This is a genomic window from Fulvimarina manganoxydans (assembly GCF_900176465.1).
Lineage (GTDB): Bacteria > Pseudomonadota > Alphaproteobacteria > Rhizobiales > Rhizobiaceae > Fulvimarina > Fulvimarina manganoxydans.
The window spans coordinates 232,489-251,234 of the sequence record NZ_FWXR01000001.1 but is presented as its reverse complement, the minus strand read 5'-3'; the positions used below and the strand labels follow the sequence as shown (position 1 = coordinate 251,234).

Sequence of the window (18,746 nt, the reverse complement as noted above, 5' to 3'; positions counted from 1 at the left end):
GGGTCCTGTCTACCTAAGCTCGAAGATTGAAAAGGAACCGTTCATGCTGCGCACCGACACCGGCCAGACCGTCAAGCTGTCCGATTATCGCGAGACCGACTTCGTCTTCGAGAGCGTCGCTCTGACGATCCGCCTGTTCGAAGGCCGGGCCGAGATCGTCTCCGAGCTGACCCTTCATCGTCGCCCGAATACGGCGCCGGATGCACCGCTTGTGCTCGACGGTGACGAACTCCGCCTGATCAGCATCGAGATGAACGGCGAGACGCTCGCCTCCGACCGGTTCGATGCGACCCCCGATCAATTGACCGTCAGGGATTGCCCCGCGTCAGGCAGCTTCACTTTGACGATCGGCACCGAGATCGTGCCCGAAGACAACACCAAGCTGATGGGGCTTTATCGCTCGAACGGCGTCTGGTGCACCCAATGCGAGGCGGAGGGCTTCCGCCGTATCACCTATTTCTACGACCGCCCGGATGTCCTCATCCCCTACCGGGTGCGGATCGAGGCCGACAGACAGGCCGCGCCGGTGCTGCTGTCCAATGGCAATCCCGCCGATACCGGGGAGCTCGAAGGCGGGCGCCATTATGCGGTCTGGAACGACCCGTTCAACAAGCCGGCCTATCTCTTCGCCATGGTGGCAGGAGACCTGGAACTCCTTTCGGACAGCTTCACGACCTCAGGCGGGCGCAATGTGTCCCTCGGCATTTATACGGAAAAGGGACGCTCGTCCCAGGCCGTCTATGCCATGGACGCCCTGAAGCGCTCGATGGCATGGGACGAACGCCGCTTCGGCCGGGAATACGATCTCGACGTCTTCAACATCGTCGCGATCTCCGACTTCAATATGGGGGCGATGGAGAACAAAGGTCTCAACGTCTTCAACCACAAATATGTTCTTCTCGACCCGGACACGGCGACCGACCAGGACTATGCCGGCGTCGAGACGGTCATCGCCCACGAATATTTCCACAACTGGACCGGCAACCGCATCACTTGCCGCGATTGGTTCCAGCTCTGTCTCAAGGAAGGCCTGACGGTCTATCGCGACCAGGAATTCTCGGCCGACGAGCGCGAGCGAACGGTTCAGCGCATCGGCTCGGTGCGCCGATTGAAGAGCCTGCAGTTCCCAGAGGATCAGGGCCCGCTCCAGCACCCTGTCCGCCCGAAAGAATATCGCGAGATCAATAACTTCTATACGGCGACGGTCTATGACAAGGGCGCCGAATTGGTCCGCATGATCGCCACCCTTCTCGGCGAAGAAGGCTTTCGCGCCGGGATGGACCTTTACTTCGATCGGCACGATGGCGAGGCGGCCACGATCGAGGCCTTTCTGACCTGTTTCGAGGATGCGACCGGCACCGATCTGTCGCGTTTCGCGCTCTGGTACCATCAGGCCGGGACCCCGACGCTGACCGTCGAGGAGCGTTACGAGGAGGCGTCCGACCGCTACACCGTGACGCTCAGCCAGTCGCTCGAACAGGGTGCGGCGGGAACAGGCACGGAGCCGATGCTCATGCCGGTGCGTCTCGGCCTTGTCGGGCCGAATGGCGAGGATCGTGATGTGAGCCCCAGCCATGGCGCCGAGCTTTTGGACGGTGTCGTCCACCTTTCCGAAGCCAACGAGACGCTGGTTTTCGAGAATGTCGGCGGCAAACCCTATCTCTCGGTCCTCCGGGATTTTTCAGCGCCTGTCACCTTGAAGCACGAGCAGAGCGAGGCCGACCGGATCGCGCTCGCGCGCCTCGATCCGAACCCGTTCAACCGCTGGCGCATTCTCAACGACCTTCTCGGCGAGACGCTGGCGGCAGCCTCTGCCAAGCCCGCCTCGGAAAACACCACGCCGCTTTCGGCGGGCGTTGTCGACGCCATCGTGTCGAGCGCTGGTGACGACGCTCTCGATCCGGCCTTCCGGGCGCAGATCCTGGCATTGCCGGGCGAGGCGGAAGTCGCGCGTCTCATCGGGCGCAATGTTGATCCCGACGCCGTGTTCGAAACCTTGAACGCGGCCCGTCAACAAATCGCCGACACCGGTTCTGAGGTCTTTGCGCGGCTCGTCGCGGGCGCGCCCGCCGACGAGGCCTTCTCGCCGGACGCCGAGAGTGCGGGCCGACGGGCTCTTGCCAACGGCGCCCTCGGCTATCTCTGCCTGGCCGATCGCTCGCCCCAGCGGGCAGCGGAGCGCTTTGCACGCGCCTCCAACATGACCGATCGCCAAGCGGCGCTGACGATCCTCGCCTTCCGCTTTCCCGATGCGAAGGAGACGGAGGATGCCTTTGCGGCCTTCTACGATCGGCATCAACGCGACGATCTCGTGCTCGACAAGTGGTTCGCGATCCAGGCGGCAGCGCCGGGCGCGTCTAGACTAGAAAAAGTGAACACACTGTTGTCGCATCCGCGATTCACGTTACGGAATCCCAATCGAGCCCGGTCCCTGATCGGGTCCTTTGCGGGACTAAATCCGGTGGCTTTCCACAGAGCCGATGGCGCTGGATATGCTTGGGTCGCGGATCGTCTTGCCGAACTTGACGCGATCAACCCCCAAATTTCAGCGCGTCTGGCCACGGCCTTTCGCGCCTGGCGCACCTTGGAGCCGACACGCTGCGAGGCGGCCGAGATGACCCTGAGGAAATTGGCGGCGATGCCACAGTTGTCCACAGACTTGAAGGACATTGTGGACAGAACCTTGGCCTAGTGCCGTCAAGGCTTGCCGAGAAAAATTTACCCCGTCGTCAGCTATGGACAAGCTGATTCGGCTCTGATGAATTCCAAGTGATTCGGACGTGCGGTGTTCCGAATCACTATGATGCGGCTACGGGGTGTTGAACATGCGGGCTGACGCGATCTTCGCGTCGGCGGGTATCCTATTGTCTAAAATAGGGTATCCGCTGGAATCCAGGCACGGCGTCAAGGGCTATGCCCGCGTGCTTGCAGAGCCGGCCTATAGTGGCATCGTCGGGTCGGAGCGCCTTCTCCGGCAAGCCATCCCCATTCTCATTCTCACCTTTCTGGCCGTCGCGGCGCTCATTCGTTTCGCCGCGCTGGCCGAACAGCGGGACATGCTGGAGAGCGATGTGCGTCGCGACCTTCTGATCGCCGCGCATTTGTTGGTCGCCGAAAGCAGCGGCGCCGAAGCCGCGAACAACAAGCTGGAAGCGCTCCAGACCCTTTTGACCAGCGGTCTTCCGGCCGAGCTTCTGGAAGCCGGGCGCCATATCGTCGTCAGCGACCAATCGGGCAAGATCGTCCAGACCATGCCGGGACTGGAAGGTCTGATCGGTAATGATCTCGCCGGCACTCTCGGCATTGCCAAGAAGCGACTGAGCCTCGGCTATCGTGCCACGATCATCTCTGGCGACTACCGAGGCGAGGACGTCCTGACCGCCAGCGCCAAGCTCGACGACGAGTTGGGCCTCGTCACGATCTTTCAGACGGACGACTATCTGACGACTTGGAAGCGCGACGTCTCGGTCAATGTCACGCTCTTTGCCCTGACGAGCCTCATTCTGCTCGTCATCCTCTACGCCTATTTCCGACAAGCAGGCCGCGCCCAGGACGCGGATGCGCTCTATCAGGAGACCCACGATCTCGTCGACACGGCGCTCTGCCTCGGCCATTGCGGTCTGTGGGATTGGGACGTGGCACGCGGCAGCGTCTATCTTTCACCCTCCTTCTACGAAATGCTCGGCATGCGTCCCCGCGAGGAGCCGATGCGCTTTCGCGATCTCGAGCCTCTCCTTCATCCCCAGGACGCCAATCCCCTGCGGATCGCCCGAGGCGTCATCGCCGGAAAAGCCAGCCATGTGGATCACACCTTCCGCATCCGTCGCCAGCACGGCGACTATATGTGGCTACGCGCCCGCGCCGAGATCACGCGCACCCGCAACGGCGACATCCACATGGTCGGCATCGCCGTCGACGTCAGTGACCAGCAGGCGCTGGCCGAGAAGACGAGCGAAGCCCATCGCCAGCTGCACAGCGCCATCGAGAATATCTCCGAGACCTTCGTTCTGTGTGACGAGGACGATCGGATCGTCCTGTGCAATTCCAAATACCGCGCGATCTTCGGGCTGACGGAAGGCGACACCCGGGAAGGCACGCATCTCGGTGCGATCATCAAGAAGAGCCGCAAGCCGATCGAGAGCCGCAGCATCACCAGCCCGACATTCCAGGAAGGCGAACGCGCCTCCGAAATTTTGATGCCGGACGGTCGTTGGTTGCTTCTATCCGAGCGTCACACGCGCAATGGCTTCATTTCCATCGGCGCGGACGTCACCCAGCTCAAGCTTCAGCAGTCGCGTCTGCACGAATCCGAGCGCCGTCTGATGGCGGTCATTCGCGACCTGACGGACACCAAGCGCGACGCCGAACGCAAGGCCGCCCAGCTTCAGGAGCTGAATGCCAGCTTCAAGGTCGAGAAGAACCGAGCCGAGATCGCCTCGCGTGCGAAGACGACGTTCCTCGCCAATATGTCCCACGAGTTGCGCACGCCGCTCAATGCGATTCTCGGCTTCTCGGAAATCCTGCGCCATGGCACCTTCGGCCCGCTCGGATCGCCGAAATATGCCGAATATGTCGAAGACATCCACGACAGCGGCGCATTCCTTCTGCGACTGATCGACGACATTCTGGACATGGCGAAGATCGAGGCGGGGCGGATCCAGCTTTCCCCGCAGGTCTTCGCCCTGACCGACGTGGTCGGCGAGGCGACGCGCATCATCGACATCCCGGCCGGGCGCAGCAACGTCACGATCGAGATGACATCGGCCGAGGACATCGTCCTCAAGGCCGACAAGCGCGCCATCAAGCAGGTGCTTCTCAACCTGATGTCCAACGCGGTAAAATTCAGCGAGCCGGGCGGAACGGTCCGTGTCGAGGCGAAAGCTCGCGGCAAGGCAGCCATCATTTCCGTCGCCGATCACGGACAGGGCATCGCGCGCGAGGCGCTCGCCAAGCTCGGCCGCCCCTTCGAACAGACCGAATGCGAGCTCACCCGCAATAAGAAGGGCACAGGCCTCGGCCTCGCCATCGCTCGCTCGCTCATCGAGCTTCACGGCGGACGGATGCGCATCGCCTCGACGCTCGGCGAAGGCACGATCGTGACGATCCGCCTCCCCCTCGAAGGACAGGCGCCGCTCACGCTCCAGGCGAACCCAAAGCTGGAGCCGGCTCTGGTCGCGTGACGAGCGCGGCAGCGCGACCCTCGCGATGCGATTCGATTATTGAACAGTCGGTGGCAGCGGTCATTTCACCGATCCGCGCCACGTCCCGCCTGGAGAAAGCAATTTATTAGGCTTGCATGACTTAGGGTCGTTCTCAATGACCCGTCGCTGACGCGTATGTCTCCTGGAGAAACGCGCCCTTGAGCCGACGGCGACCGCACCGGAACCGGGACCGCCGCGATGAAGCATTTCAACGATCCCATGCCGTTCTCGCCCAAGGCCGTCCAGGCGTTCGAGCCGGGCGGCGATCTCTCGGGCCAGCAAAGCGAGCTCAATTTCCTCGCCGCTCGCATTGCCGAGCATTACCGCAGTGACTTTCTGACGCCGCGTCTCGTCACCGGATTTTGGCGCGGCGTGGAAGGTGCGCTTCTCGCCCTCGGTGGCTTTCTGCTTCTCGCCGGCCATGTCGGCATCCGAACCCCTTTCCTCACCTCTTACATCCTGATGATTATCGTCGGCGCCGGCCTCGGCGTCGTTGCGATCGGGGCATTCGGCGGTTACCGCATGTCGGTCCTTCGCGGCTCGATGAGCCAGCTATGGCGCCCTGCCATCGCATGGGCCCTAGCCATCGTCACCATGGCGGCCGCGCTCTTCTTCATTTATGGCGACGTCGTCCATTCTCGGCTGTTTCTCGGCGGCTGGGCCGTTAGCGGCGTTTGCGCCCTTTCGATCGGCCGGCTGATCCTGCGCTCGCGCATTCGGCACTGGGCGCGCAACGGGCGGATGGAACGACGCGCCGTCATCGTCGGGGGCGGCAAGAATGCCGAGGGACTCATCCGCAATCTCGAACGCCAGCCCGATTCCGACATCCGCATTTGCGGTATCTTCGATGACCGCGACGATCGCCGCTCGCCCCCCATCGTCGCGGGCTATCCCAAGCTCGGCACCATCTCGGAGCTCGTCACCTTCGCGCGCAAGGCGCGGATCGACATGCTGATCGTCACCCTGCCTCTCTCGGCCGAGCAGCGGCTTCTCGCGCTTTTGAAGCAGCTTTGGGTTCTGCCCCTCGATATCCGTCTCTCGGCCCATTCCTCAGAGCTGAAATTCCGCCCGCGCAGTTATTCCTTCATCGGGCAGATTCCGCTGATCGACGTCTTCGATCGCCCTTTGGCCGACTGGGACTGGATCGCCAAGCGCATCTTCGACATCGTCGTGGCGAGCCTTGCGATCATCGCCCTCTCGCCCGTCTTCATTCTGACCGCTCTCGCCGTCCGCCTCGATTCGCCGGGCCCCGTCCTATTTCGTCAGAAGCGCCATGGCTTCAACAATCAGACGATCGAGGTCTTCAAGTTCCGTTCGCTCTATCATCATATGAGCGATCCGGACGCCAAGCAGATCGTCACCAAAGGCGACAAGCGGGTGACGCGCGTCGGCAATTTCATTCGCAAGAGCTCGCTCGACGAACTGCCGCAACTCTTCAACGTGCTTCGCGGCGAGCTGTCCCTTGTCGGCCCTCGGCCCCATGCCGTCCACGCCCAATCGAGCCAAAACGAGACCTTCACGGCGATCGTCGATGGTTATTTCGGTCGTCACAAGGTAAAGCCGGGCATCACCGGCTGGGCTCAGATCAAGGGTTGGCGTGGCGAGATCGACCAGCCGGAAAAGCTGAAGAAGCGTTATGAGCACGACCTTTATTACATCGAGAATTGGTCGCTGCTTCTCGACATCTACATCCTCATCATGACGCCCATCAGCCTCGTGTCGAAGACCGAGGGCGCCTATTGAGACGTGTTAGCACTCTTCGCGCGCCATCCCGAATGACCGTTTTTTGGAAGATGTCTTCACTAAACTGGGATCTGTTCGGGATCGATAGAATTGTAACCATCATCGCAATCCGATGATCAACGATCGAATTCATAATCGTACTTGAAAGGCATGGAACGCAACGGTTTGCCGGTGGTGTTCGGCGGATATTCGGTTCGGAGCGGTCATGGCAAATCCTGGCAAGATCAATGTGTTGAAGAACGTCGGCGTCGGCAGCCTGTCTTGCCTGTGTCTCAGCAATCTCGTGACCTACGCCGTCTTTCAGAGCGAAGGCGCCATCATTCTCGGCAAGGCGATGATCACGTCCTCGATCGTCGCTCTGGTTCTCTCCGCACCGCTTTTTGCCTTCGTTTTTCGCAAGATGAGGGACCTGCGCGAACTCAACCGCGAAGCCACGCGGCGCTCCCACGAGGATCAGCTGACCGGCCTGATGAACAGGGCCGCCTTCACCGAAATCTTCGCCAAGCGTTGTGCGACAGGGGTTCAGGGTCCTGCCCTGCGTATGCTTCTCCTGATCGACATCGATGGCTTCAAGGCGATCAACGACAGGCTGGGCCATCCCGCCGGTGACGAGGCGCTTTGCCATCTGGCCAATATTTTGCGCGATGTGACCGGCGACTATGGCGTCGTCGCCCGGATGGGGGGCGAGGAATTCGCAATCCTCCTCCAGTCGTCCAATCCGTCGAGCTTCCTGGCCTTTGCCGAGCGCATCCGCCTCGGCGTCGCCCGCAGCCCCGCCGAACTCGACGATGGCGCCGAGGTCGACCTGACGGTCAGTCTCGGCGGCGCCTTTTTCGACAGCGAACATGCCTTCGCCGAAATTTACAAGAGCGCCGACGAGCTTCTCTACAAAGCCAAGAATGCCGGCCGCAATCGGGCCTTCATCGCCGCCCATCAGCCCGCAGCGCCGGCCCCGCGCGGCGGCGTGAATCTGGCCAAGGCCGCTTGATCACGCCAGCGTTTCAGCCAGGGACCTCAGAGACGCTGATCCCCTCCGGCAAGACACCTGGGCGCCGCGCAAGAGACGGATCGCCCATCGCGATGAAGTCGGGATTGGCTAGAGGATCGGCGCGCCCGTCGCCCATGACATAGGACAGAGGCCGGCCGTCGAAGCCGAGCGCAATGCCGCCCGCCGCCCGCAGAACCGCATCCGCTGCCGCCGTATCCCACATCATCGTGCGTCCGAAACGCGGATAGAGATCGGCCCGGCCTTCGGCGAGCAGGCAGAATTTGAGGGACGAGCCGACACCCTGCCACCCGCCGATGGCAAGGGAGGCGACATAGGTTTCGGTCTCTTTGGACATGTGATCGCGACTGGCAACCACCGTCAAGCGCTCCCGCGCCTTGCGCGGATGGAGCGACCGGCGCCGACCGGCGCGTTCCAGAAAGGCGCCCTCTTCCAGACTGCCGCCATAGATATCACCGACTTGCGGAACGCCGACGGCGCCTACGATCGGAACACCGCCGTCCACCAACGCGACATTGACCGTGTAGTCAGCACGCCCTGAAATATAGCCGCGCGTTCCGTCCAGCGGATCGACTAGGAAGAAGCGGCTGGCCGGTTCCGGGATCCGCCCCTCGGAGACTGCCTCCTCCGCGACGATCGGGAGATTGCTGGCCCGAGACAAGATCGCGACGATCGCCGCTTCGGCCGCGCGATCGGCTTTGGTGACCGGGCTACGATCGGACTTCCGCTCGATCGACAAGTCCCCATCGAGCGCCTGGATCGCCGCCATGCCCGCGCGCACAGCTTCGACTGCCAAAGCGAGATGGATCGATGTCTCGCTCTGCATGGCGAAAGTCTCTCTGTCCGTGTCCGTCGGGACGTTTGCTTTTCCGCGCGCTATTCGGCCGCTTCGGCCCGAACCTCCGAGGCTTTCGGGACATAATTAAGGACGGGCGCCAGCCAACGCTCCACCTCTTCGATCGCCATGCCCTTGCGGCTCGCATAGTCGGCCACCTGGTCGCGCTCGATCTTAGCGACACCGAAATAATGAGCCTCTGGATGGCCGATATAAAGACCTGACACGGAGGACCCTGGCCACATGGCATAGGATTCCGTGAGCTTCACGCCGATCGCCGCCTCGGCATCCAGAAGACGGAACAGCGTGTCCTTCTCCGTGTGGTCGGGCTGGGCTGGATAGCCCGGTGCCGGCCGGATGCCGCGATAGACCTCGGTGATCAGCTCTTCATTGGACAAGGTCTCGTCGGCCGCATAGCCCCAGAACTCTTTCCGGACATGCTGGTGCATGCGCTCGGCGAAAGCTTCAGCGAAGCGGTCGGCGAGCGCCTTGACCATGATCGAGGCATAGTCGTCATTGGCCTTGGCGAAGCGATTGGCGATCGCCTCCTCCTCGATGCCGGCCGTGACGACGAAGCCGCCCACATAGTCCGGTTTCCCGCCCTCTTCCGGCGCAACGAAGTCCGACAAGGCGAGATTGGGCCGGTCGCCGCGCCGCGTCAGCTGCTGGCGAAGCGTGAAGAACGTCTCCAGATGGGTCTTGCGCGTCTCGTCCGCAAAGAGACGGATATCGTCGCCGACAGCATTGGCCGGCCAGAAACCGATGACGGCCTTTGGGCGGAACCACTTCTCCTCGATGATCTGCTTCAGCATCGCTTGGGCGTCGGCATAAAGCGAGCGTGCCGTCTCGCCCTGGGCCGCATCGTCGAGGATGCCCGGGAAGCGACCCTTCAGCTCCCAGGTCTGGAAGAAGGGCGTCCAGTCGAAGGCCTCGGCGAGATCGGCGAGATCCCAATCGTCGAAGACACGGGTGCCGAAGAAGCTCGGCTTCGTCGCCTCATAGCTCGACCAGTCGATCTTCAGGGCGTTGGCGCGGGCATCGGCGAGCGGGAGCCGCTTCTTGTCGCGCTCGGACTTCTCATGGGCCTCGGCGACCTTGGCATATTCCTCGCGCACCTTGGCGATGGCGCCGTCCCGCGTCTCCTTCGACAGAAGCGAGGACACGACGCCGACGGCGCGGCTTGCATCATTGACGTGGATCGCCTGGCCCCGCGCATAGGCCGGATGGATCTTCACCGCCGTATGGACGCGGCTGGTCGTCGCCCCGCCGATCAGAAGCGGGATGTCGAAGCCCTCGCGTTCCATCTCCGAGGCCACATGGACCATCTCGTCCAGCGACGGCGTGATCAGACCCGACAGGCCGATGACGTCGACGCCTTCCGCCTTCGCCGTCTCCAGGATCTTCGCCGACGGCACCATGACGCCGATATCGATGACCTCGTAATTGTTGCAGGCGAGAACGACGCCGACGATGTTCTTGCCGATGTCGTGGACATCGCCCTTCACCGTCGCCATCAGAATCTTGCCATTGGTCCGGCGCTCGCCGCCCGCCTCCTTCTCCTCTTCCATGTAAGGCAGGAGATAGGCGACGGCCTGCTTCATGACGCGGGCCGATTTGACCACCTGAGGCAAGAACATCTTGCCGGCGCCGAAGAGGTCGCCGACGATGTTCATACCGTCCATCAACGGGCCTTCGATAACATGGAGCGGGCGCTCGGCCTGTTGCCTGGCCTCCTCCGTATCGGCCTCGATGAATTCCGTGATGCCGTTGACGAGAGCGTGGCTCAAGCGCTCCTTGACCGGCTTCTCGCGCCAAGACAGGTCCTTTTCGCGCCCCTTGGCGCCGCCCTGGCCGCGATAGCGCTCGGCGATCTCCAGAAGGTTCTCGGTCGCGCTGGTTCCGGTCTTCGGCTTGCGGTTGAGAACGACGTCCTCGCAGGCGTCCTTCAGCTCCGGATCGATCGTCTCATAGACGGCGAGCTGACCCGCATTGACGATACCCATATCCATCCCCGCCTGGATGGCGTGGTAGAGGAAGACGGCGTGCATCGCCTCGCGGACCGGCTCGTTGCCGCGGAAGGAGAAGGAGAGGTTCGAGACGCCGCCCGAGATACGGCAATGGGGCAGCGTCTGACGGATTTCCCGCGTCGCCTCGATGAAATCGACGCCGTAATTGTCATGTTCCTCGATGCCGGTGGCGACCGCGAAGATGTTCGGATCGAAGACGATGTCTTCCGGGGCCAAGCCGACCGTCTCGGTCAGGATCTTGTAGGCTCGCGTGCAGATCTCGACCTTGCGGGCTTTCGTATCGGCCTGGCCGGTCTCGTCGAAGGCCATGACGACGACGGCCGCGCCATAGGCCCGGACGAGCCGCGCCTGCTCGATGAACTTTTCCTCGCCTTCCTTCAGCGAGATCGAATTGACGATCGCCTTGCCCTGGACGCGCTTGAGGCCCGCCTCGATCACCTCCCATTTGGAGGAATCGATCATCACCGGCACCTTGGCGATATCGGGCTCGGAGGCGACGAGATTCAGATACTCGATCATCACCTGCTCGGAATCGATCAGGCCCTCATCCATATTGATGTCGATGACCTGGGCGCCGTTCTCCACCTGATCACGCGCCACATCGAGGGCAGCGGTGTAATCGCCTTCCTTCACGAGCTTGCGGAAGCGCGCCGAGCCGGTGACATTGGTCCGCTCGCCCACATTGACGAACGGAATCTCCTTGGTCAGCGTGAAGGGCTCCAACCCCGACAGGCGCATCAGCGGCTTCTGCTTCGCCGGCACGCGCGGCTTGTGACCGGCAACGGCCTTTGCGATCGCCGCGATATGATCCGGCGTCGAGCCGCAGCAGCCGCCGAGCACATTGACGAGGCCTTTCTTTGCGAAGGTCTCGACTTCCTTCGCCATCGCTTCCGGGCTCTGATCGTACTCGCCGAATTCGTTGGGGAGGCCCGCATTCGGATAGGCGCAGACGAGCGTGTCAGCCGCCCCCGAAATCTCGGCCAGATGATCGCGCATGGCGGCGGCACCGAGAGCACAGTTGAGGCCGATGGTGAAGGGCTTGGCATGGCGCACCGAATGCCAGAAGGCGGTCGGCGTCTGGCCCGACAGGGTGCGGCCCGAGAGATCGGTGATCGTGCCCGAGATCATGATGGGCAGGCGAACGCCCATTTCGATGAAGATTTCCTCGCAGGCGAAGATCGCCGCCTTGGCGTTCAGCGTGTCGAAGATCGTCTCGATCAGGATCAGATCCGAGCCGCCATCGATGAGCCCGCGCAGCTGCTCGCCATAGGCAAGGCGCAAATCGTCGAAGGTCACCGCACGGAAGCCGGGATTGTTCACATCCGGCGAAATCGAGGCGGTGCGGTTCGTCGGCCCGAGCGCGCCGGCGACGAAGCGGCGCTTACCGTCCTTTTCCTCCGCGCGCAGACAGGCGCGGCGGGCGAGCCGCGCGCCGTCCCGGTTCAGCTCATAGACCTGATCCTCCATCTGATAGTCGGCCTGGGCGATGGAGGTGGAGGAGAAGGTGTTGGTCTCGAGAATATCGGCGCCCGCGATCGCATAGGCGTAGTGGATGTCCTCGATGGCTTTCGGCTGGGACAGGTTCAGAAGATCGTTATTGCCCTGGAGATGGCACTCGCAGGCGCCGAAGCGATGGCCGCGAAAATCGTCCTCCGACAGGCCGAGAAGCTGGATCTCGGTGCCCATGGCCCCGTCGAGAATGAGAATGCGCTCGGCCGCCGCCTGTCGCAGCGCCTTCTCCGCCTCGGCCGGATTGCGGCCTTCGGTGAGGGGTCCGAAAAGCTGATCTGTCGTTGAGGACATGGCGGAACCCTTTGTCAGACGAAGTGATTGCCCCGCTCCCCGGCCGCGCACCGATCGGCACGGCTTGGCAACGGGCTCGGCCGCGTGGTCATCCCCCCATCCGGCTGGCGGGAGGGCGCCCGAACAACGGCCCGATCGTTCGAAACCTTCATCGCATGCCTGAAAGCGCATGGCGACAGCCTCGCCCGCGCATCACATAAAGATATGCTTATGTCAACAAATGATGCGCTGTGGCCGGACTTGCAAGCCGCCATCCTGCCCACTCGTCCGCGCTCTTCTAGCCCCCCGCCGCCAGGGCCCGCCGCGAATTTGCCGCCCTATGCCTCATTCGCATATCGGGCACCGGCCCCATCTTGCCGGTCGCCGCTTTTTCATTTACGCGACATGTGGCGTGGGGCCTGTAGCTCAATTGGTTAGAGCCGGCGGCTCATAACCGCTTGGTTGGGGGTTCGAGTCCCTCCGGGCCCACCATTTTCCCCGCGCCGTCGGCCAAGTCGAAGCCGTCAAAGCAGCCATTTCAGATGCAGGGCGCCGGCCGAACAGGCGGCAAAGAGCAGCACAATCTCGTATCGGCTCGGCCCAAACATCTTCAACTTGCGCATTTCCCAGCCCTTTCCCCTGAATGTCGGCGATGGCCGCCCTCATAAAGGAGCCATTGTCTCCGCGTCGCTGAGACCTACCGTCACAAGGTAGGTTGAGCGTTAGGGCTGCTGAGTTGGAAATTGGCGCGCAAGGGCATAAGGCCCATTATAGGACGGTGAGAACATGCCGTAAAAAATTCATCTTCTTTCGAGCATGGCTCGATCCGAGTAGAGAGAGTTACCTTCGCCAGGAGGCTTCTGATGGAAGAATGGGATGGGCGGAACCAGACCTGAAAAATGCGTGCTGTGTGGCGATCCTTGTGTGAAGACCCACATCGTGCCGAGGGCATTTGCCCATGACATCCGGCAGAACGAAAAACATTTGGTCGTCGGCTACTCGAATAGGAACGGTTGGACACATAGCCAGAGCGGCATCTCGGAGTATCTTTTGTGCGGAGCGCACGAGAAAGCTCTTCTCTTCTCCGACACCTACGGTGTCGATTTTGCGCGTCGTGCCTCCGCGCTTTCGGCAAATTTTCACGAAGCCGGGAACTTGATCTTCGTTCCCAACCCAAAACCCGATTTCCTTGGAAAGTTCGCTCTATCCGTCATCTGGCGGCACGTCGTGTCGAGTCAGGGGAAAGCTCTTGGTCTCAGCTTGGGGACGCACCGAAAACCGATCGAAGACTTTATATTTCGCGGTATGGACTGGCCTTATAAATTACTGCTGCTGCGACCTTCCGAAAGTCTCCGTAAAGAACGCATCGACATAATATCGATGCCTTCTCGAGGACGATTTCTCGGTCTGAATTCATGGAGGTTCACTGTTCCAGGCGTTGCAGTCGTCGCGCTGGTCAACAACCAAGCCTTCCCATCGAAGTTCGAAGAGTTTGCCGCATCTAAAGATCCGTCACCTATCATCGATCTCGGACCTCTGGATATCGAACAAGATCCCGGTTCTCGATACATTTTCGATCGTATTAAGCGGCAGAGATAGACGTATCCACGCAACCGGCCTTAGGCGAAGGTAAGGAATATGGATCGGCCACCCATCTAATATCTGCTCAGAACGGCGGCTTCCCCGGTTAGCTCTCCCTGAAACAGAATTGGCAATTCTGTTTTAGGGATTTCATCTCTTCCGCGATCTAGGTATGCTGGTCATTGTCGTTTGATTTGCATGCACTCCAGCTCTCTTGAAGATTGTCGCGTTAGAAAATGGAGTAAGTTTTACCCATTGTATTTTGGAGGCGGCAATTCCTGTAATACCATTGGATCAAAGGTGAAAGAAGAAGAGAACTGTTTGAGGCCTTGAAGACGTCGAGGCCAGCGAAATATACGGTTCCACCACGTATCCGGACCGTCATAATGCATCGCGATGGTGAGCGTGTCTGTCTTATTTCGAATTGATTTTCCGACCTTTAGCCCGTTCGCCTGTTCCTCATATTCGTACTCTTCTAAATCGTGCGTCTGAAGTTGCATTAAGTGAAGAGCCTGTCCGGGAGCGAGCTGCCTGATAACGGCCTGGAACGTTCTAGGCCATTCCTGCCTCGGCTCGTGCCTTTGGAATTTCCCCGACAATTCGAAATGAACGTTTTCAGCTCGGCTGCCGCCGATATTTACTGACGTAAAAGATATACTAATTTCTTGGAAACGGTGTTTATCAACGCGAATCACCTTTGTATTTGTGCTATTACGGTGCTCAATATCGAAGGGCGGAGCAAATTCATTTCTGATATCTTGGTATATCTCAAGAACGGGCTGCTTCTGCGATACTATTACTTGGACGCCTACCCGGGCGGCTCCCGTCAGCGCAGACACCGTAAAATCCATATTCTCCTCCTCTTCGGCAATCGTCCAAGCATAGGCTTAACTACTTGTGTCTGCGATAGCTCGTATCAAATTTCTCATAGGAAGGCATACATCGAAGACATTTGCCTGGATCACCATGACGCTATCAAAGCTCGTTTCTGAAACATTTTCGTAGTATTCTGCTTCAGCCTGCTCAGAACCGTCCACTCATAAAGCGAACAAGCGCAAAATCGATTTTTGCCTATTTCTGAGCGTCCCCATTTGAGGGGACCGAAACCGGCACCATCCGAGCAGCCTCCACGTTTCAACCCGTCGCAGAGCGTGCTCGCCAGGAGGCCACCGGGACCGGATGCGACAAAGCCCCTCGGCCGATCAACCCCAACTATCACGCCCCCCTATGCTCATTGACTGTATCGATCCCCCTCACCGCTCCCCTTCCGCAAAAGCCCGGATCAAATGATGGGCGATCGCGAAGGGTTTGGGCACCAGCAGGCCGTCCGGGTGCCGGCCGTCCAGCATGGCGCGGACTTCGTCTCGGTCGAACCAGCGGCAGGCTTCGAGCTCGACGCCGTCGAAGACGATGTCCGTGCTCGTCGCCAAAGCCAGGCAGCCGATCATGAGATTGGCGGGAAAGGGCCAGGGCTGGCTGCTGTGATAGGCCACCTCGCCGACGGTGACGCCTGCTTCCTCGAAGGTTTCGCGGCGCACCGCGTCGTCCAGCGTTTCGCCGGCCTCGACGAAACCGGCGAGACAGGACCAGAAATGTTCGGGAAATTGCGGCTGGCGGCCGAGAATGCAGCGGCCGGCGCCGTCATGGACCAGCATGATCGTCACCGGATTGATGCGTGGAAAGACGATGTCGCCGCAGGCCGTGCAGCGCCGGCGCACGCCGCCCGCCTCGCTCGCGGTCTTGCCGCCGCAGCGGGCGCAAAAGCCGTTGGCGCCGTGCCAGAGGAGAAGATGCTGGGCCTGGCCGAGCCGCCCTTCGACCTCGGGCGAGAGAACCGCCTGCATGGCGAGAGAGCGAAGATCGATCGCCTTCACATCCTCGGCAAGGCCTCGTCCACTCGCAAGCGGCGCCGCGATATGGGGCCGGCGTGCGGCGTCCCAGCCGAGGAGGACTGCATGGCCGAGATCGACCAGCGGACTGGCCGCTTCGCGCGAAAAGACCGGCTCCGGCGTGCCGGACGCGGCCTGACAGAGCCAGCCCTCCTCGCTTTTCAGATAATAGAGCCCGCCGGGCGCGGCGAGCGCATCCGCAAGGCTTTGCTCGCTCCGCGTTTCGGCATCGCGAGCCAGATCGTTGGCGGCAAAGCCCATGCGATGGGCGGAACTCTCGAAATTGTCCATGGTCTTCCATGCTGGGGCATTCGAACAGGGGCGCTCAGACGGGCATCACCACCCGGGAAATGTCGTCGATGAAAGCCTTGGCGGCTTCGGTTTCGTAAGGTTCGACCGAGCCGAAACCCCAGACGGGGCGCGGCCAGTTGGGATCGCCGTCGCTTCGGGCGACGATATGGCAGTGAAACTGGCTGACCACATTGCCGATGGTCGCGATGTTGAGCTTATCGCAGCCGGTCAATGCCTTGAAGGGTTTTGCCACCAGCCCGACCTCGAAACTCAGCATGGTCTGGTCGAGAGGCGTGAGGTCGAAGAATTCGCTGACCCCGGCGCGCTGGGGGACCAGCAGAAGCCACGGCCATCGCCGATCGTTCATCAATCGCAATTCGCAAAGGCCGAGCTTCGTGATGGCGAGCGTATCGGCCTTGAGGCGTGGATCGAGCTCGAACGGCCTCGTCGTCGTCATGCGTATCTTCCCCGGATCTGAAACTGTCCATCGATCGTGTCCGCCTCTTTCGCAGCCGACACGTCGGCGCCCGGGTTGCAATTAGGGCGCCGATCGAACATATGGAGCCTCGGGAGGTTGGTGGTGGACGTCGCCACTCGCCAACCGGGTCAGGTCCGGAAGGAAGCAGCCCCAACGAGCCGGGCACGGGTCACCGTGCCAGCCTCCCACCCTTTCCCCAATCTTTTTCGCGTCTCGCAAGCGCGCTTGCATCAGGCGCGCAGTTGCTGGATGGCGGCACCCGGCGGTGGTCGAAGCGCGCTTTGCCCTTCGGCACGAAGGGTTGCGCCCGACACGCTTCCGCCGCAGAACGGAATGCGAAACCACGTCTCATCATCGGCCAAGGCTTGCGATGCCCGATCTTCCTTCGACAGCCCCGATCCGCCGACCGCCTCTGCCGCAGGAGGGGCGCGCATGAGCGACACCGCTACCAAGACCGAGGAAAAGGCCGCTTACCGGGTTCTTGCTCGCAAATATCGGCCTCATTCCTTCAAGGATCTCATCGGCCAGGAGCCGATGGTCCGGACCTTGACAAACGCCTTCGATACCGGCCGCATCGCCCAGGCCTGGATGCTGACGGGCGTGCGCGGCGTCGGCAAGACGACGACGGCTCGTATTCTCGCCCGCGCGCTGAATTACGAGACGGACGCCATCCACCAGCCGACGATTCATATGGAAGAGCCTGGCATTCATTGTCAGGCGATTATGGAAGGTCGCCATGTGGACGTCGTCGAGATGGACGCGGCCTCCCATACGGGCATCGACGACATTCGCGAGATCATCGCCCAGGTGCGTTATCGGCCGGTTTCGGCGCGCTATAAGGTCTATATCATCGACGAAGTCCACATGCTCTCGACCCAGGCCTTCAACGGCCTGCTCAAAACGCTCGAAGAGCCGCCCGAACATGTGAAATTCGTCTTTGCGACGACCGAAATCCGCAAAGTCCCGATCACCGTCCTGTCGCGCTGTCAGCGTTTCGACTTGAGACGCGTCGATTCGGCGACGCTGATGGCCCATCTGAAGGGGATCGCGGAGAAGGAGGCGGTCGGCATCGACGACGACGCCCTGCGGCTGATCGCCCGTGCGGCGGAGGGCTCGGTGCGCGATTCCCTGTCCCTGACCGATCAGGCGATCGCCCATGGCGCGGGCCATGTGGACGCAAAGGCCGTGCGCGACATGCTTGGCCTTGCCGACCGGGTTCGGGTGGTCGATCTCTTCGAACAGGTGATGAAGGGCGATGCCTCGGCGGCCCTGAAGGAGTTGCGCGACCAGCACGCCTCGGGCGCCGATCCCGCCGTGGTTCTCGCCGATCTCGCCGATTTCACTCATCTGGTCACGACGCTTCGCTATGTGCCGGAAGCCGCGCAAGACGCGGCGATCGCGCCGGAGGAGGCCGAGCGCGGCCTCGCCTTTTCCCAATCGCTGTCGATCCGCACCCTCGGCCAGGTGTGGCAAATGCTATTGAAGGCGCTGGACGAGACCCGCAACGCCGATTCGCCGCGTCAGGCCGCCGAAATGGCTCTGATCCGCATCGCCCATGCGGCCGACCTCCCCTCGCCCGACGATCTTTTGCGGCTGCTGAAGACCAAGGGCTCGGAGGCTCTGCCTGAACCGAGCAGCTCGACGCCAAATTCGGGCGCGGGAGGGTCCGCAACGAGCGCGACGGCGAGCTCGGCGAAGCCCGAGCCTGCCTTTGCGCCCAAGGCGCGTGCGATGCCGGATAATATGAACGCGCCGGAGGCAGCGCGTTCAGCGGCGTCCCCCTCGCCCGTGCCTGCTGCGAAGGCCGAGACCGCCGACACGGGGACGAAGGCGGACGCCATCGAAGACGCCCCATCAGCTACGTCCGGAAGAGCGGCGGCCGAAAAGCTTGCTGAAGTGGCGGCCCGTTCTCA

General features: G+C 61.5%; 10 protein-coding genes, 1 tRNA gene, 1 other RNA gene and 1 pseudogene. 8 read left to right on the top strand and 5 right to left on the bottom strand.

The genetic code is table 11. The features are described from left to right. Positions 1-43: 43 nt before the first annotated feature. The 4 genes from pepN (at position 44) to B9A15_RS01125 (ending at position 7,932) form a co-directional block, all read left to right on the top strand. Positions 44-2,692 carry an aminopeptidase N gene (gene pepN, locus B9A15_RS01140; protein WP_084408096.1) on the top strand — a complete coding sequence of 883 codons (2,649 nt, stop codon included), beginning with the start codon at positions 44-46 and terminating at the stop codon, positions 2,690-2,692. Between the two features lie 133 nt (positions 2,693-2,825). Next, positions 2,826-5,180 (top strand): sensor histidine kinase, encoded by a 2,355-nt coding sequence (locus tag B9A15_RS01135; RefSeq protein WP_084408094.1) that lies wholly within the window; start codon positions 2,826-2,828, stop codon positions 5,178-5,180. Positions 5,181-5,399: 219 nt separating this feature from the next. Continuing rightward, complete coding sequence (locus B9A15_RS01130) at positions 5,400-6,944, top strand: undecaprenyl-phosphate glucose phosphotransferase (protein ID WP_084408092.1); 1,545 nt, start codon at positions 5,400-5,402, stop codon at positions 6,942-6,944. 205 nt (positions 6,945-7,149) lie between these two features. Beyond that, a complete protein-coding gene (locus tag B9A15_RS01125) occupies positions 7,150-7,932 on the top strand; it encodes a GGDEF domain-containing protein (RefSeq protein ID WP_084408090.1) in 783 nt (260 codons plus the stop codon). Positions 7,933-7,945: 13 nt separating this feature from the next. Here the strand turns inward: B9A15_RS01125 and B9A15_RS01120 are convergent, their stop codons facing one another. Continuing rightward, positions 7,946-8,776 (bottom strand): 3'(2'),5'-bisphosphate nucleotidase CysQ family protein, encoded by an 831-nt coding sequence (locus tag B9A15_RS01120; RefSeq protein WP_084408088.1) that lies wholly within the window; start codon positions 8,774-8,776, stop codon positions 7,946-7,948. A gap of 50 nt (positions 8,777-8,826) precedes the next feature. Beyond that, entirely contained in the window at positions 8,827-12,615 is a 3,789-nt protein-coding gene (metH, locus tag B9A15_RS01115) for a methionine synthase (RefSeq protein WP_084408086.1), read from the bottom strand. Between the two features lie 394 nt (positions 12,616-13,009). On the opposite strand from metH, the gene B9A15_RS01110 reads away from it, so the two are divergent. Together B9A15_RS01110 and B9A15_RS01105 are read left to right on the top strand one after the other, a co-directional pair. Further along, positions 13,010-13,086: transfer RNA gene (locus B9A15_RS01110), tRNA-Ile, on the top strand. 384 nt (positions 13,087-13,470) lie between these two features. Further along, positions 13,471-14,193, top strand: a complete 723-nt coding sequence (locus B9A15_RS01105; protein ID WP_139798143.1) for a hypothetical protein — start codon at positions 13,471-13,473, stop codon at positions 14,191-14,193. Between the two features lie 230 nt (positions 14,194-14,423). Here B9A15_RS01105 and B9A15_RS01100 read toward each other — a convergent pair whose 3' ends face one another. From B9A15_RS01100 to B9A15_RS01090, 3 genes are all read right to left on the bottom strand, one after another. After that, positions 14,424-15,026, bottom strand: a complete 603-nt coding sequence (locus tag B9A15_RS01100) for a hypothetical protein (protein WP_084408082.1) — start codon at positions 15,024-15,026, stop codon at positions 14,424-14,426. Positions 15,027-15,428: 402 nt separating this feature from the next. Further along, positions 15,429-16,355: an NAD(+) diphosphatase gene (nudC, locus tag B9A15_RS01095; protein WP_084408080.1), complete on the bottom strand. Its 927-nt coding sequence runs from the start codon at positions 16,353-16,355 to the stop codon at positions 15,429-15,431. 34 nt (positions 16,356-16,389) lie between these two features. Next, entirely contained in the window at positions 16,390-16,812 is a 423-nt protein-coding gene (locus tag B9A15_RS01090; RefSeq protein ID WP_084408078.1) for an HIT domain-containing protein, read from the bottom strand. Between the two features lie 112 nt (positions 16,813-16,924). Here B9A15_RS01090 and ffs point away from each other — a divergent pair. Next, positions 16,925-17,022, top strand: an RNA gene (ffs, locus tag B9A15_RS01085) — signal recognition particle sRNA small type. 243 nt (positions 17,023-17,265) lie between these two features. Further along, positions 17,266-18,645, top strand: a pseudogene (locus B9A15_RS23715) (DNA polymerase III subunit gamma/tau); the annotation flags it as partial. Positions 18,646-18,746 lie beyond the last annotated feature (101 nt).